The sequence below is a fragment of the Amycolatopsis keratiniphila subsp. keratiniphila genome, from assembly GCF_001620365.2.
Classification (GTDB): Bacteria; Actinomycetota; Actinomycetes; order Mycobacteriales; family Pseudonocardiaceae; genus Amycolatopsis; species Amycolatopsis keratiniphila.
This window is the reverse complement of the sequence record NZ_LQMT02000062.1, coordinates 1-17,054: the sequence shown is the minus strand read 5'-3', so window position 1 is coordinate 17,054 and position 17,054 is coordinate 1. Positions and strand designations below refer to the sequence as shown.

General features: G+C 72.1%; 2 protein-coding genes. Both read left to right on the top strand.

Annotated features, from left to right (window positions below):
• Positions 1-10: 10 nt before the first annotated feature.
• Entirely contained in the window at positions 11-15,304 is a 15,294-nt protein-coding gene (locus AVR91_RS42140) for a type I polyketide synthase (protein ID WP_063273082.1), read from the top strand.
• Positions 15,305-15,317: 13 nt separating this feature from the next.
• Positions 15,318-17,054, top strand: a 1,737-nt coding sequence (locus AVR91_RS42135) for a type I polyketide synthase (protein ID WP_211282841.1), incomplete at its 3' end; no start/stop codon positions are given.

Here is a 17,054-nt window from a genome sequence, read left to right as displayed (position 1 = left end):
AGACCCTTCCGTGGCGAACGAAGACAAGTACCTCGACTACCTCAAGCGCGCGACCGCCGACCTGCGGGAGACCCGGCGACGGCTGAAGGAGGCCGAGGATCGCGGCCACGAGCCGATCGCCATCATCGGGATGGCCTGCCGGTTCCCCGGTGGCGTGCGGTCGCCGGAGGATCTGTGGCAGCTGGTCGCCGAGGGCCGCGACGGGATCTCCGGGTTCCCGGCCGACCGCGGCTGGGACCTGTCCGCGCTGTACGACCCGACGGGGGAGAAGCCCGGCACCTCGTACTGCCGCGAGGGTGGTTTCCTCGACGGCGCGGGCGAATTCGACCCGGCCTTCTTCGGGATCTCGCCGAGGGAAGCGCTCGCCATGGACCCTCAGCAGCGGTTGCTGCTGGAGATCTCCTGGGAGACCTTCGAACGCGCGGGCATCGACCCCGGCTCCCTGCGGGGCAGCCGGACCGGGGTGTTCGCCGGGGTGATGTACCACGACTACGTCTCCCGGCTCGCCGCCATCCCGGAGGAACTCGAGGGCTACCTCGGCACCGGGAACTCGGGCAGCGTCGTTTCCGGGCGGGTCGCCTACACCTTCGGGCTGGAAGGCCCGGCGGTGACGATCGACACCGCTTGCTCGTCCTCCCTCGTCGCGCTGCATCTCGCCGCGCAGGCGCTGCGGCAGGGCGAATGCTCGATGGCGCTCGCCGGCGGTGTCGCGGTGATGTCCACACCGGACACGTTCGTCGACTTCAGCCGTCAGCGCGGGCTCGCCGCGGACGGCCGCTGCAAGTCCTATTCGGACGGAGCGGACGGCACGTCGTGGGCCGAGGGCGTCGGGATGCTCCTGGTGGAGAAGCTCTCCGACGCGCAGCGGCTCGGCCACGAGGTGCTCGCGGTCGTCAGCGGCAGCGCGGTCAACCAGGACGGGGCGAGCAGCGGGCTCAGCGTGCCGAACGGCCCGTCGCAGCAGCGGGTCATCCGGCAGGCCCTGGAGAACGCGCGGCTCTCGGCCGGGCAGATCGACGTCGTGGAGGGCCACGGCACCGGGACCACCCTGGGCGACCCGATCGAGGCGCAGGCGCTGCTGGCCACCTACGGCCGGGAGAAATCCGTGGACCGGCCGTTGTGGCTGGGCTCGCTGAAGTCGAACATCGGGCACTCCCAGTCCGCCGCCGGGGTCGGCGGCGTGATCAAGATGGTGCAGGCGATCCGGCACGGGATCCTGCCGCGCACCCTGCACGCGGAGGTCCCCTCGTCCAAAGTGGACTGGTCGGCCGGTGCCGTCGAACTGCTCACCGAAGCACGCGAGTGGCCGGAGACCGGGCAGCCGCGCCGCGCGGGTGTGTCCTCGTTCGGCGTCAGCGGCACCAACGCTCACACCATCATCGAGCAGGCCCCCGAAAGCGAAGAAGCCCCGGGTGTGCCGCCCACCGGCGCCGTGCCCGCGGTGCTGTCCGCCAAGACCGCCGACGCGCTGCGCGATCAGGTCGTGCGGCTGCGCTCGCACATCCTCGCCCGGCCGGAACTGAGCCTCGCCGACGTCGCCGCTTCGCTCGCCACCACCCGCGTCCTGCACGAGCACCGGGGCGCGATCGTCGCGGCCGACCGGGATCAGCTGCTCGCCGGACTGGACATCCTCGCCGCCGGCGCCACCACCTCCGGGGTCGCCCACGGCGTCGCCACCGACGGCCGGACGGCGTTCCTGTTCACCGGCCAGGGCAGCCAGCGCCGCGGGATGGGCCGGGAGCTGGCCGAGCGGTTCCCAGTGTTCGCCGAGGCCTTCGACGACGTCTGTGCCCGGTTCGAACGGCCGATCAGGGAACTGTCCACTGAGGAGCTGAACCAGACGGCGAACACGCAGTGCGCACTCTTCGCCTTCGAGGTGGCGCTGTTCCGGCTGGTCGAAAGCTGGGGCGTGCGGCCTGATTTCCTGGCGGGCCACTCGATCGGCGAGATCGCGGCCGCTCATGTCGCGGGCGTGTTCGATCTCGATGACGCCGTGAAGCTGGTCTCGGCGCGAGGCCGGCTGATGCAGGCGTTGCCCACCAGTGGGGCCATGGTGGCCTTGCAGGCGACCGAGACCGAGGTCGTCCCGCTGTTGACGGACCGCGTGTCGCTGGCCGCGATCAACGGCCCGGAGTCGGTGGTCCTCTCCGGCGATGAAGACGCCGTCACCGCTGTGGTGTCCCGCTTCGAGGGCCGCAAGCACAAACGGCTCGCCGTGAGTCACGCGTTCCACTCGCCGCTGATGGAGCCGATGCTCGACGACTTCCGCGCGGTCGCGGACAGTCTCTCGTATGCGGAGCCACGGATCCCGATCGTGTCCGGTGGCCAGGTCGAGGTGTCCACTTCGGACTATTGGGTCCGGCATGTCCGTGACACGGTGCGGTTCCACGATTCGGTCAAGTACCTGGAAGCCGAGGGTGTCACGCGGTTCCTGGAGATCGGGCCGGACGCCGTCCTCACCGCGATGGCCCAGGAGAGCACCGAGGACGCGGTCGTCGTCGCGGCCACGCGCCGCAACCGCGCGGAGGACGGCACCCTGCTCGCCGCGGTCTCCACGCTGCACGTCCACGGGGCGTCCGTCGACTGGACGCCGCTGCTCGCCGGCGTCCGCCGCGTCGACCTGCCCACGTACGCCTTCCAGCACCGTCGTTTCTGGCTGGACGGCCCGCTGAACGCCGAGGGCGACGCGGCGAGCCTGGGGCTCGGCGCCACCGATCACCCGCTGCTCGGCGCCGTCGTCACGATGGCCGACGCGCACGGCGTCCTGCTCACCGGGCGGCTTTCCCTCGCGGCGCAGCCGTGGCTGGCCGGGCACGTGGTCGCGGGGCATGTCCTGCTGCCGGGCACCGCCTTCGTCGATCTCGTGCTGCACGCCGGGGACAAGGTCGACTGCGGGATCGTGGAAGAACTGACTCTGCGGGAACCCCTCGTCCTGCCCGAACACGACGCGCTCAGCCTGCAACTCGTCGTCGGCGCACCGGACGAGACCGGCAGGCGTACGGTCGGCGTCCATTCCCGTCCCGAGGCCGCCGGCGCCGAATGGTCGTGCCACGCGACCGGCGTCCTCGCTCCCGGCTTCCCCGACACCGACTTCAGCCTCGCCGCGTGGCCTCCCGAAGGCGCCGAGCCGGTCGCGATCGACGGCCTCTACGGCGCGCTTGCCGAGGTCGGTCTCGACTACGGGCCCGCCTTCCAGTGCGTGCGCGCCGCCTGGACCCACGAATCGGCCGTCTACGCCGAAGTCGAGCTTGCCGACGCCGAGAAGGCCGACGCGGCCCGGTTCGGGATCCATCCGGCCCTGCTCGACTCGGCCCTGCACGCCGCCGGTCTCGGCGCCCTGGACGCCACTGAGGCGCGCCTCCCGTTCTCGTGGTCCGGCGTGAGCCTGAGGGCGTTCGGAGCGACGACGATCCGCGTGCGGCTGACCCCGGCGGGGCCCGACACGATCGCGCTGGCCGTCGCGGATCCGGAGGGACGGCCGGTGTTCACCGCCGACGGCCTCCTCGTCCGCGCGGTCCCGTCCGGCGCCCTCACCTCCCGGAACCCGGTGCGCGACGCGTTGTTCCGGGTGGACTGGCAGCCGCTCACCATCACCGCCGAAACCGCCGCGGAGTACGTCGTCGCCTCGTTCACCGGGTACACCGGCGACCTGCTCGGCGACGCCCACGCGGCCGCGGTCCGCGCACTCGAACTGGTGCGTGCCGACAGCGGCGGCCCGAAACTCGTCTTCCTGACCAGCGGCGCAGTCGGGGACGCCGTGCCGCATCCGGCGCAGGCCACCGTCTGGGGCCTCGTCCGCACCGCACAGGAGGAGTTCCCGGACCGATTCGTCCTCCTCGACGCCGACACCGAGCCCACGCCCGAACTCGTCGCGGCCGCCGTCGCCACCGGCGAACCCGAACTCATGCTCCGCGAAGGTGTCCTGTCCGGCGCCCGGCTCGTCCGCGCCCCGCGTGCCTCCGCCGAGCCCGGCGACATCGACGGGACGGTGCTCGTCACCGGCGGCACCGGCGCGCTCGGCGCGGATCTCGCGCGGCACCTCGTCCGGTCGCGCGGCGTCCGGCGGCTGCTGCTCACCAGCCGTCGCGGTGCGGCGGCCCCCGGCGCGGACATCCTCACCCGTGAGCTGACCGCGCTCGGCGCCGACGTCCGGATCGAAGCCTGCGACGCCGCCGACCGCGACGCTCTCGCCGCGCTGCTGGCCGATCAGCCGATCACGCTCGCCGTGCACGCGGCGGGTGTCCTGGACGACGGCCTCCTCGGTGACCTGTCCGCGGAACGCCTCACCGCCGTGCTGAAGTCCAAGGTGGACGCCGCCGTGCATCTGCACGAGCTGCTCGGCGACACCGAACTCGTCCTGTTCTCCTCCGCCGCCGGGGTGTTCGGCAACGAAGGGCAGGCGAACTACGCCGCCGCGAACGCCTTCCTCGACGCTCTCGCCCGGCATCGGCGCGCGAACGGTCTGCCCGGCACGGCGTTGGCTTGGGGGATGTGGGCCTCCGGCATGGGTGACGCGCTCACCGCTCGCCCCGGATTCCCCGCACTGTCCACAGAGGACGGTATGGCGCTCTTCGACGCCGCGGCGGCGCTCGACGACGCCGCGCTCGTCCCGATCCGGCTCGATCTCCCCGCGTTGCGTGCGCGGCTCGGTGGTGACGTGCCGCCGTTGCTGCGCGGCCTGATCCGGCCCACCCGCCGTGCCGCCGTCACCGGTTCTGCCGGCGCGCTCGCCGACCGGCTGGCCGCGCTCGCCCCGGCCGAACGGAGCCGGGAACTCCTGGAGATCGTGCGGACGCACGTCGCCATCGTGCTGGGGCACCTCGGTTCGGAGGCGATCGACGCCGGGAAACCGTTCCAGGAGCTCGGCTTCGACTCGCTGGCGGCGGTCGAACTGCGCAACCGGCTGACCGAGGTCACCGGCCTGCGGCTGGCCGCGACCCTCGTCTTCGACTACCCGACCCCGCTCGTGCTCGCCGAACACCTGCTGGAAGGGCTCGCCGGGGGCGGACTCGCCGAGACACCGGACGCGCCGGTGCGCACCGGTCCGGTCGACGAACCGATCGCGATCATCGGAATGGCTTGCCGCTACCCGGGCGGTGTCACTTCTCCGGAAGAGCTGTGGGACCTGGTCGCCGCCGGCCGGGACGGGGTTTCGGAGTTCCCGGTCAACCGGGGCTGGGAAGACGTCTACGACGCCGACCCCGGCAAGGTGGGCAAGAGCTACGCCCGCGAGGGTGGGTTCCTGCACGACGCGGGTGAATTCGACGCGGCGTTCTTCGGGATCTCGCCGCGTGAGGCGCTGGCGATGGATCCGCAGCAGCGGTTGCTGCTGGAGACGTCGTGGGAGGTCTTCGAACGCGCCGGGATCGATCCGCACGCGGTGCGGGGCAGCAAGACCGGCGTCTTCGCCGGGGTGATGTACCACGACTACGCGGCGCGGCTGAACTCCGTGCCGGAGGACGTCGAAGGCTACCTCGGCACGGGGAACTCGGGCAGCGTGATCTCGGGGCGGCTGGCTTACACGTTCGGGTTGGAAGGCCCCGCGGTCAGCATCGACACCGCCTGCTCGTCGTCACTGGTCGCGATGCACCTCGCCGGCCAGGCGCTGCGGCAGGGCGAATGTTCGCTCGCGCTCGCGGGCGGTGTGACCGTGATGGCGACGCCGAACACCTTCGTCGAGTTCAGCCGCCAGCGTGGGATGGCCACGGACGGCCGGTGCAAATCCTTCGCCGAGGCCGCGGACGGCACCGGCTGGGGCGAGGGCGTCGGCATGCTCCTGCTGGAGCGCCTTTCGGACGCCCGCCGCAACGGGCACCGGGTGCTGGCTGTGGTCCGCGGCTCGGCGGTGAACCAGGACGGCGCGTCGAACGGGCTGACGGCGCCGAACGGGCCGTCGCAGCAGCGGGTGATCCGGCAGGCATTGGCGCAGGCGGGGTTGCGTCCGTCCGATGTGGACGCCGTCGAGGCGCACGGCACGGGAACGACTCTCGGTGACCCGATCGAGGCACAAGCCTTGCTCGCCACCTATGGCCAGGATCGTGAGGAGCCGTTGTGGCTGGGGTCGGTGAAGTCGAACCTCGGGCACACCCAGGCCGCCGCCGGTGTCGCGGGCGTGATCAAGATGGTCGAGGCGATGCGTCACGGCGTGCTGCCTCGGACGCTGCACGTCGATGAGCCTTCGTCCCATGTGGACTGGGCCGAGGGTGCGGTGTCCCTGGTCACGGAGACACGGGAGTGGCCGGACACCGGCCGCCCGCGCCGCGCCGGGGTGTCGTCGTTCGGGATCAGCGGGACCAACGCGCACACCATCATCGAGGCCGTCGAGCCGGAAGCCACCGAGCCGTCCGGAAACCCGGACGTCCCGCCGTGGCCGCTGTCCGGCAAGACCGAGGAAGCGTTGCGCGCGCAGGCGGCCCGCCTCCACGACCACCTGCTGGCCACCCCCGAGGTGACCGCGGCGGACGTCGCGCTCTCCCTCACGGCGCGGGCGGACCTGGAGCATCGTGCCGTGCTCGTGGCCGGTGACCGTGACGGTCTCCTCGTCACCCTCGACGCGCTCGCGCACGGCGAGACCACCGAGGGGATCGTCCGGGGAACGGCGCGGCACACCGGCCGGACGGCGTTCCTGTTCACCGGTCAGGGCAGTCAGCGGCTCGGGATGGGCCTTGAGCTGGCCGAGCGTTTCCCGGTGTTCGCCGAGGTCTACGACGACGTTTGCTCCCGGTTCGAGCAGCCGCTCAGGGACTTGTCGGCCGAGGAGCTGAACCAGACCGCCAATACCCAGTGCGCGTTGTTCGCGCTTGAGGTGGCGTTGTTCCGGCTCGTGGAGAGCTGGGGTGTTCGGCCGGACTTCCTGGCCGGTCACTCGGTCGGCGAGATCGCGGCCGCCCACGTTGCGGGGGTGCTGTCGCTGGAAGACGCGGTGACCCTGGTGTCGGCGCGCGGCCGGTTGATGCAGGCGCTGCCCACGGGCGGCGCGATGGTGGCGCTGCGGGCGACCGAAGCGGAGGTGACCCCGCTGCTGACGGAGCGGGTGTCGATCGCCGCGCTCAACGGCCCGGAGTCGGTGGTCGTCTCGGGTGACGAAGACGCCGTCGCCGCTGTGGTCGAGGGCCGCAAGCACAAGCGACTTACCGTGAGTCACGCGTTCCACTCGCCGCTGATGGAGCCGATGCTGGACGAGTTCCGCACCGTGGTGCAGGGCCTGACTTTCACGCCCCCGCGGATCCCGATCGTGTCGGGTGGTCTCGCGGAGGTGTCCACTTCGGACTATTGGGTCCGTCATGTGCGCGACGCGGTGCGGTTCCATGATTCGGTGAAGTTCCTGGAAGCCGAGGGCGTCACGCGGTTCCTGGAGATCGGGCCGGACGGTGTCCTGACCGCGATGGCACAGGACAGCCTGGAGGACGCGGTCGTCGTCCCCGCCCTGCGGCGCGACAAGCCCGAGGTCACGACCCTGCTGACGGCGGTCGCCGGACTGTACGTCCACGGCGCCGGCGTCGACTGGAGCCCGCTGTCCGCCGGGGCTCGCCGGGTGGATCTGCCCACGTATGCCTTCCAGCGCACGGAGTTCTGGCTCGACGCGGGCGCCGCGGCCGGCGATCTGACCGCCGCGGGGCTGGCCGATGGAGGGCACCCGCTGCTCGGTGGCGCGGTGACTCTGCCGGACTCCGGCGGGACCGTGTTCACCGGCAGGCTGTCGCTTGCGGCCCAGCCCTGGCTCGCCGACCACGCCGTCGGGGAGACCGTGCTCCTGCCCGGTACCGCGTTCGTCGATCTGGCGCTCGCCGCCGGACGACGGCACGGCCCCGTCGTCCTCGACGAACTCACCCTGGAGAGCCCGCTGATCCTGCCGGAGCACGGCGGTGTCGATCTGCGCGTATGGGTCCGCGAACCGGACGACACGGGCGCGTGCGCGGTCAGCGTGCACTCCCGCGCCGATGACGACGAGCCCTGGATCCGGCACGCGGTCGGAACGCTGACCGAGGACACCGGCGCCACGCCCGCCGATCTCACGGCGTGGCCGCCCGCCGCCGAGGAGACCGACGTCGACGGGCTGTACGACGCGCTCGCCGACGCGGGCCTGAACTACGGCCCGGTCTTCCAGGGCGTCCGCGCCGCCTGGCTCGACGGCACCACCGTGTACGCCGAGATCGACCTCGACGAACGCCATCACGGCGACGCCGCCAGGTTCGGCCTGCACCCGGCGCTGCTGGACGCGGCCCTGCACACCGCCGGGCTCGGCGCGCTGAGCACCGAAGGCGGGGCACGGCTGCCCTTCCTGTGGTCGGGCGTCTCGCTCACCGGCCTCGGCGCCACGAGCCTGCGTGTCCGGCTCACCGGGACCGGCGACACGCTCTCCTTGGCGATCGCCGACGGGACGGGCGCACCGGTGGCGACCGTCGCCGGGCTGACCGTCCGCCAGGTCGACCCCGCCGCGTTCGGTGGTGGCGACTCGCTGTTCCGGGTGGAGTGGGTCCCGGTCCGCGCCCGTGCCTCCGACACCGCGCCCGCCGTCCGGTCCGAAGTGGACAGTGTGGTGGACGTGCGCGAAGCGACCGCGCAAACGCTTGCGGCGCTCCAATCCTGGCTCGCGGACGAAAGCAACGCCGACACGCCACTGGTCGTGCTGACCAGCGGCGCGGTGTCGGTGGCGGGGGAGGACACGCGTGATCTCGCCCGCGCCGCCGTCTGGGGCCTGGTGCGGTCGGCGCAGTCCGAGCACCCGGGCCGGTTCGTGCTCATCGACACCGACACCGAAACAGCGGACCTGGCCGGAGCCGTCGCCACCGGCGAGGCGCAGCTCGCCATCCGCGACGGGAAGCTTTGGGCGCCGCGTCTGGTGAAGAGCGTGCCCTCCAGCGCCACACCACGTTTCGACCCGGAAGGAACCGTCCTGCTCACCGGGGCGACCGGTGCGCTGGGCCGATCGCTGGCCCGTCACCTGGTCACCGGACACGGGGTGCGGCACCTGCTGCTGGTCAGCCGCAGCGGTGCCACCGCCCCCGGTGCCAAGGGCCTGCTGGCGGAACTGACCGGGCTCGGTGCCTCCGCGGTCCTGGAGTCCTGCGACGTCGCCGACCGGGAAGCCCTCGCAGAGCTGCTGGCCGGGATCGACCCCGAGCATCCGCTCACCGCGGTGGTGCACGCGGCCGGCGTCCTCGACGACGGCCTGATCGACAGCCTGACCCCCGAACGGCTCGACGCCGTCCTGCGGCCCAAGGCCGACGCGGCGCTGAACCTGCACGAGCTGGCGGGCGACGTCGACGAGTTCGTCCTGTTCTCCTCGGCGGCGGGCACGTTCGGCAACGCCGGACAGGCGAACTACGCCGCGGCGAACGCCTTCCTGGACGCGTTGGCACAGCACCGCCTGGCCAACGGCCTTCCGGCCCGGTCCCTGGCCTGGGGTCTGTGGGACACCGACGACGGGATGGACGCTTCCGCCGCCGTCGCCAGGCTCACCGGTTCCGGGCTCACCACCGAAGAAGGGCTGCGCCTGTTCGACACCGCTGGTGACGGCGTCGTCCTGCCGATGAAGCTCGACCTCACCGCGCTCCGCGCCGAACTCGGCTCCGACGTGCCGTTCCTGCTGCGCGGTCTGATCAAGGCTCCCGCGCGGCGCTCCGCGGGAGCGTCGGCGTGGAAGCGGCAGCTCGCGGGACTGTCCGAAGAGGACCGTGACGCGCGTCTGCTCGAACTCGTGCGGACACAGGTCGCCGCAGTGCTGGGCTACTCCGGCCCGGAGGACGTGCCGTCGGACCGGGCGTTCACCGAACTCGGCTTCGATTCGCTCACGTCGGTGGACCTGCGGAACCGGCTGAACTCCGCGACCGGCCTGCGCCTGCCCGCCACCCTCGTGTTCGACCACCCGAACTCCGACGCGGTGGTCGCGCGCCTGCGGGAGGAACTGTCCGGCAGTACGGCGGCCGCCGCCGTCACCACGACGCCGGTCGACGAACCGATCGCCATCGTCGGCATGGCCTGCCGGTTCCCCGGCGGCGTCCGTTCGCCGGAAGACCTCTGGCGGCTGGTCAGCGAAGGCCGCGACGGCATCACCCCGTTCCCGGCGGACCGGGGCTGGGACGTCGAAGGCCTGTACGACCCCGAGGTCTCCCGGCCCGGCACCTCCTGCACCCGCTACGGCGGATTCCTGCACGACGCCGGGGACTTCGACCCCGGGTTCTTCGGGATCTCGCCGCGTGAGGCGCTGGCGATGGACCCGCAGCAGCGGTTGCTGCTGGAGACGTCGTGGGAAGCGTTCGAACGTGCCGGGATCGACCCGGCCACCCTGCGTGGCTCCGCGACCGGCGTCTTCGCCGGGGCGATGTACCACGACTACGTTTCGCGGCTCACCGAGATCCCGGCGGATCTGGAGGGCTACCTCGGCACGGGGAACTCGGGCAGCGTCATCTCGGGACGCCTCGCCTACGCCTTCGGACTGGAAGGCCCGGCGGTCAGCATCGACACGGCGTGCTCGTCTTCGCTGGTCGCGATGCATCTCGCGGCGCAGGCCCTGCGGCAGGGCGAATGCGGTCTGGCTCTGGCCGGCGGCGTCGCGGTGATGTCCACTCCGGACACCTTCATCGAGTTCAGCCGCCAGCGCGGGATGGCGCCGGACGGCCGGATCAAGGCCTTCTCCGAAACCGCGGACGGCACGGCCTGGGGCGAGGGCGTCGGCATGCTGCTGCTGGAACGGCTTTCGGACGCCCGCCGCAACGGACACCGGGTGCTGGCCGTCCTGCGCGGCACAGCGGTGAACCAGGACGGCGCGTCGAACGGGCTCACCGCGCCGAACGGGCCGTCACAGCAGCGGGTGATCCGGCAGGCTTTGGCGCAGGCCGGCTTGCGACCGTCCGATGTGGACGCCGTCGAGGCGCACGGAACGGGGACCACGCTCGGCGATCCGATCGAGGCGCAGGCTCTGTTGGCCACCTATGGGCAGGATCGCGAAGAGCCGTTGTGGCTCGGTTCGGTGAAGTCGAACCTCGGCCACACGCAGGCCGCCGCCGGGGTGGCGAGCGTGATCAAGATGGTCGAGGCGATGCGTCACGGCGTCCTGCCCAGGACGCTGCACGTCGAGGAACCGTCGTCCCATGTGGACTGGACGGAAGGCGCCGTCTCGCTGCTCACCGAAACGCGGGACTGGCCGGACACCGGCCGCCCACGCCGCGCCGGGGTGTCGTCGTTCGGCATCAGCGGGACCAACGCGCATGTCGTCCTGGAATCGGACAGCGCGGGGGACATGGCGCCGGTCGAGCAGCCGGACGTGCTCGCGTTCCCGTTGTCCGCCAAGACGCCGGACGCTCTGCGCGAGCAGGCCGCCAGGTTGCGTGCCCGGTTGCTGACCGGACAAGCGATACTGGCCGACGTCGCACACACACTCGCCACACGGGGACTTTTCGAGCATCGCGCGGTGGTCACCGCCGGCGACCGCGACGGACTGCTCGACGCGCTGGCCGCGCTGGCCGGGGGAGAACCGGGCGACTTCGTCTCCGGTGTCGCGAAACCGGGCGGGAAACTCGCGTTCCTCTTCACCGGTCAGGGCAGCCAGCGCGCCGGGATGGCCGACGAGCTCTCCGCCGCCTTCCCGGTGTTCGCTCGAACCTTCGACGAGATCTGCGCGCGTTTCGACACTCTGCTGGACCGCCCGCTGCGCGAGGCGCTCGCCGGTGACCTGGTCGACCGCACCGAGTACACCCAGTGCGCGATGTTCGCCGTCGAGGTCGCGTTGTTCCGGCTCGTGGAGAGCTGGGGACTGCGGCCGGACTGCCTGGCCGGGCATTCGATCGGGGAACTGGCGGCTGCCCACGTCGCCGGGGTCTGGTCGCTGGAGGACGCCTGCACCGTGGTCGCCGCGCGCGGCAGGCTCATGCAGGCGCTGCCGCCGGGCGGCGCGATGATCGCCATCCAGGCCACCGAGGAGGAGATCCGGCCGCTGATCGACGACGAGACCGTGTCGATCGCCGCGATCAACGGCCCGGTGTCGGTCGTCGTCTCCGGTGAAGAGGCCGCCGTGACCGCGCTGGCCGCCGGGTTCGCCGAACGCGGCCGCAAGACCAAGCGGCTCACCGTCAGCCACGCGTTCCACTCGCCGCTCATGGACGGGATGCTCGGCGAATTCCGTGCCGTGCTCGACGGGATCTCCGCCGCCGAACCGCGGATCCCGCTGGTGTCCACGCTGACCGGTGAGCCGCTGACCGGTGACCAGGCGCGATCGAGCGAGTACTGGGTCCGGCACGTGCGGGACGCGGTCCGGTTCCGCGACGCGGTCCGGACGCTGGAGGCGCAGGGTGTCCGGCGTTACCTGGAGCTCGGCCCGGACGCGCCGCTGACCGCTCTCGGCGAGCACTGCGTCACGAACGGGTCCACAGTGGACGCTCCGTTGTTCGTGCCGTCGCTGCGGGCAGACCGGTCCGACGTCGAGTCGTTCGTCACCGCGCTCGCGCGCTTGCACGTCGACGGCGTCCGGGTCGACTGGGCGAAGGCGCTCCCCGGCCGGAAGATCGATCTGCCCACCTACGCCTTCCAGCACGAGCGGTTCTGGCTGCGGCCCGCCGCTCCCGCGGTCGGCGACGTCACCGGGCTGGGGCAGTCGCCCGCCGGGCATCCGCTGCTCGGCGCGGCGGTCGAGGCGCCGGACAGCGGCGCGGTGCTGTTCACCGGCAGGCTGTCGGTGCAGGAGCAGCCGTGGCTGGCCGACCACGTCGTCGCCGGGACGACACTCCTCCCGGGTACGGCGTTCGTCGAGCTCGCGTTGCGGGCCGGGGAGCTGACCGGCTGCGCGGCCGTCGACGAACTCACCCTGGAAGCGCCGCTGGTGCTGCCGGACCACGGTGGCACGGCGCTGCGGATCGTCGCCGCCGCGCCGGACGACACCGGCAGGCGCGCGCTGGACGTCTACTCCCGCCCCGACGAAGGTGACTGGATCCGCCACGCCACCGGCACCGTGTCACCCCTGGCGGCGAGCGCGCCGTTCGATCTGTCGGCCTGGGCGGCTGCCGATGCCGAGACCGTCGAAACCGACGGCCTCTACGACGGCTTGGCCGCCGCCGGGCTCGAGTACGGCCCGGTCTTCCAAGGACTCCGCTCCGCCCAGCGGCGAGGGGACGACATCTGGGCCGAGGTCGACCTCCCCGAGGACACCACGACCGAAGGCTTCGGTCTGCATCCGGCGTTGCTCGACGCCGCCTTGCACGCCCTGGGCTTCGCCGAAAGAGGCGAGCAAGAGGCCGATGTCGCCGCTGGCCGCGTTCGCCTGCCGTTCGCCTGGTCCGGCGTCCGGCTCCACGCCTCCGGTGCGCGTGCCCTGCGGGTCCGGTTGTCCCCGGCGGGGGAGAACGCCGTTTCCCTGGTCGCCGCGGACGAAACCGGCAGGCTGGTGGCCACAGTGGACGCTCTGACGCTGCGCCCGGTGTTGCTCGAGCAGCTCGGCGCGCGGCAGGGCAGCCACGAGTCGCTGTTCGGCCTGGCCTGGGCGCCGGTCCCGCTCGATCCCACCGCTCCGGTGGCCGCGAGCTGGGCCGTCGTCGGTGTCGACGACTACAAACTCGACGCCGCGCTCACCGCCGCCGGCTATCGCGGGCAGGTGCACGCCGATCTCGCCGCGCTGGCCGACGTGACCGATCGGGTGCCCGAGCTGGTCTTCGTGTCCTGCGCGCCGGACCACAGCCAAGGCCTGGCCGCGGCTGCGCACACCGCCGCGCACCGCGCACTGGAGCTGGTCCGTGCGTGGCTGGCCGAGGACCGGTTCGCCGGTTCCCGGCTGGTGCTGGTCACCGGTGGCGCCGTCGACGAACCGGCGCAGGCGGTGATCTGGGGCCTGGTCCGCTCGGCGCAGTCCGAGCATCCCGGCCGGTTCGTGCTGGTCGACCTCGACGAACAGGACGCGTCGTACCGCGTGTTGCTGCCCGCCCTCGCCTCCGGCGAACCGCAGCTGGAGTTGCGCGAGGGAACGGTGAAGGCGCCGCGGCTGGTCAAACCGGCCGTGACGGCAGTCGAAAGCGAGGCGCGGACCGACGGGGCCGTCCTGATCACCGGCGGCACCGGCGCGCTCGGCGCGGCACTGGCCCGGCATCTGGTCATCGCGCACGGGAAGACCCGGCTGGTACTCGCCGGCCGCCGTGGCCCGGACGCGCCGGGCGCGGGCGAGCTGGCCGGTGAACTGCGCGATCTGGGCGCCGAGGTCGCGGTGGTCGCTTGCGACGCGGCCGATCGTGAAGCGCTGCGACGCCTTCTGGCCGAGCATCCGGTGACCGGGGTCGTTCACGCCGCCGGTGTCCTCGACGACGTCGTCCTCGACGGCCTCACCCCGGATCGGCTCGACGCCGTCCTGCGGCCGAAGGTCGACGCCGCGGTGAACCTGCACGAACTGGCGGGAGACGTCGACGAGTTCGTGCTGTTCTCCTCCGCGGCGGGCACCTTCGGCAATCCGGGGCAGGCGAACTACGCGGCGGCCAACGCTTTCCTCGACGCCCTCGCCCGGCATCGTCACGCACACGGACTGCCCGCGACCTCACTCGCCTGGGGCCTCTGGGCCGGTGACGGGATGGCGGGCGGTATGTCCGGACGCGATCTGGACCGGATGACCGCCTCCGGCGCGGGCGCACTGTCCACAGAGGAGGGACTGGCGCTGTTCGACCTCGCGGTGACGGCGGCCGAACCGGTGCTGTTGCCGATGCGGCTGGACCTCGCCACCGTGCGGGCGGGCCTCGGCACCGACGTCCCGCCCCTGCTGCGCGGCCTGATCCGCGGTACCGGCAAACGCGCCGAGACCGCCGGTTCGCCGACCGGGGACGCGCTCAAGGCGGAGCTGGCCGGGATGACCGGGGAGGAACGCGCCGCGGCACTGCTGAACCTCGTCGCCACGCACGTAGCCGGTGTCCTCGGGCACGCCGGCCCCGAGCAGGTCGATCCGGACAAGGCGTTCACGGAACTCGGGTTCGACTCGCTCGCCGCGGTCGAACTGCGCAACCGCGTCAACGAGGCCACCGGTCTCCGGCTGCCCGCCACGCTGGTCTTCGATCATCCGACCACCGCCGCGGTGGCGGAACTGGTCGGCGCGGAGATCGTCGTGGAGGACGCGCCACCGCCGCTGGGGGTGCTGGCGGAACTCGACCGGCTGGAGGCCGCGTTCGCCGGGGGAAGCCCGGACGACGCGATCCGCGGCAAGGTCAAGGACCGGCTGCGTGCCCTGCTCGCGGCGTGCGATCCGGGCGAGGGCACCGAATCCGTGGCGGATCGGCTCGAAGACGCCTCGGACGACGAAATGTTCGAATTCATCGGCAAGGAACTCGGGATCTCCTGACTTGGGGGCGGAAATGAAAGACACCGAGGACAAACTCCGGTACTTCCTCAAGCAGGTCACCGCGGATCTTCACGAAACCCGGAAACGCCTGAAGGAGACCGAAGCCGCGGGCAGTGAACCGATCGCCATCGTCGGGATGGCCTGCCGCTATCCCGGCGGCGTCACCTCGCCCGACGATCTGTGGCGGATGGTCGAAACCGGCGGCGACGGGATCAGCGGATTCCCGGTCGACCGCGGCTGGGACCTCGAAGCGCTGTACGACCCGGACCCGGACAAGCAGGGCACGAGCTACGTTTCGCAGGGTGGCTTCCTCCACGACGTCGCCGAGTTCGACCCGGCGTTCTTCGGCATCTCGCCGCGCGAGGCGCTGGCGATGGATCCGCAGCAGCGGCTCCTGCTGGAGACGTCGTGGGAGGCCATCGAGCGGGCGGGTATCGATCCGGGCTCGCTCAAGGGCAGCCGGACCGGGGTTTTCGCCGGGCTGATGTACCACGACTACGTCTCCGGGCTGACCGAGATCCCCGACGAGGTCGGCGGCTACCTCGGCACCGGCAACTCCGGCAGCATCGCCTCCGGCCGGGTGTCGTACACCTTCGGGTTCGAAGGCCCGGCACTCACCGTGGACACCGCGTGCTCGTCGTCGCTGGTGACCCTGCACCTCGCCGCACAGGCGCTGCGGCGGGGCGAATGCGACCTCGCGCTGTCCGGCGGGGTGACGGTGATGTTCACCCCCGGGACGTTCGTGGAGTTCAGCCGTCAGCGCGGGATGGCGCCGGACGGCCGCTGCAAACCGTTCGCCGAGGAGGCGGACGGCACCGGCTGGTCCGAGGGTGTCGGGATGCTGCTGGTGGAACGGCTTTCCGACGCGCGGCGCAACGGCCATCCGGTTCTGGCGGTCCTGCGCGGGTCGGCGGTGAACCAGGACGGCGCGTCGAACGGCCTGACCGCCCCGAACGGCCCGTCCCAGCAGCGGGTGATCCGCGAGGCGCTCGCCGACGCCCGGCTGACGACGGCGGACGTCGACGTCGTCGAGGCGCACGGAACCGGCACCACCCTGGGCGACCCGATCGAGGCGCAGGCATTGCTCGCGACCTACGGCAAGGGCAGGCCGGCCGATCGGCCGCTGTGGCTCGGGTCGATCAAGTCGAACCTCGGGCACACACAGGCCGCCGCCGGGGTCGCCGGGATCATCAAGATGGTGCAGGCACTGCGAAGCGGGATCCTGCCCCGGAGCCTGCACGCGGAGACCCCGTCGTCGCATGTGGACTGGAGCGCGGGCGCGGTCTCGTTGCTGGCCGAGGCGCGGCCGTGGCCGGAGCTTGACCGTCCTCGCCGGGCCGCGGTGTCGTCGTTCGGTATCAGCGGTACCAACGCGCACGTCGTCCTCGAAGCGGCCCCGGCCGCCGAGGTCGAGCCTCGGCGGCCGGTGGTGACCGGTGCGACGCCGTGGCTGTTGTCGGCGCGGACGCCGGAGGCCTTGCGTGCCAGGGCCGCGCAGCTTCGGTCCTTTGTGGATCTCCCGGGTGCCGCCGCCACGCTGGCCGCGCGGCCGCTGTTCGGGCACCGGGCGGCCATCGTCGGTGACCCGCGCGCCGCGCTGGACGCGCTCGCCGCCGGAGAGCCGTGGAGCCTGCTGATCGAGGGTACGGCGCAGTCGGGTAAGGCTGTGTTCGTGTTCCCGGGGCAGGGTTCGCAGTGGGTGGGGATGGCGGAGGAGTTGTTGTTGTCGGCTCCGGTGTTCGCGGAGTCG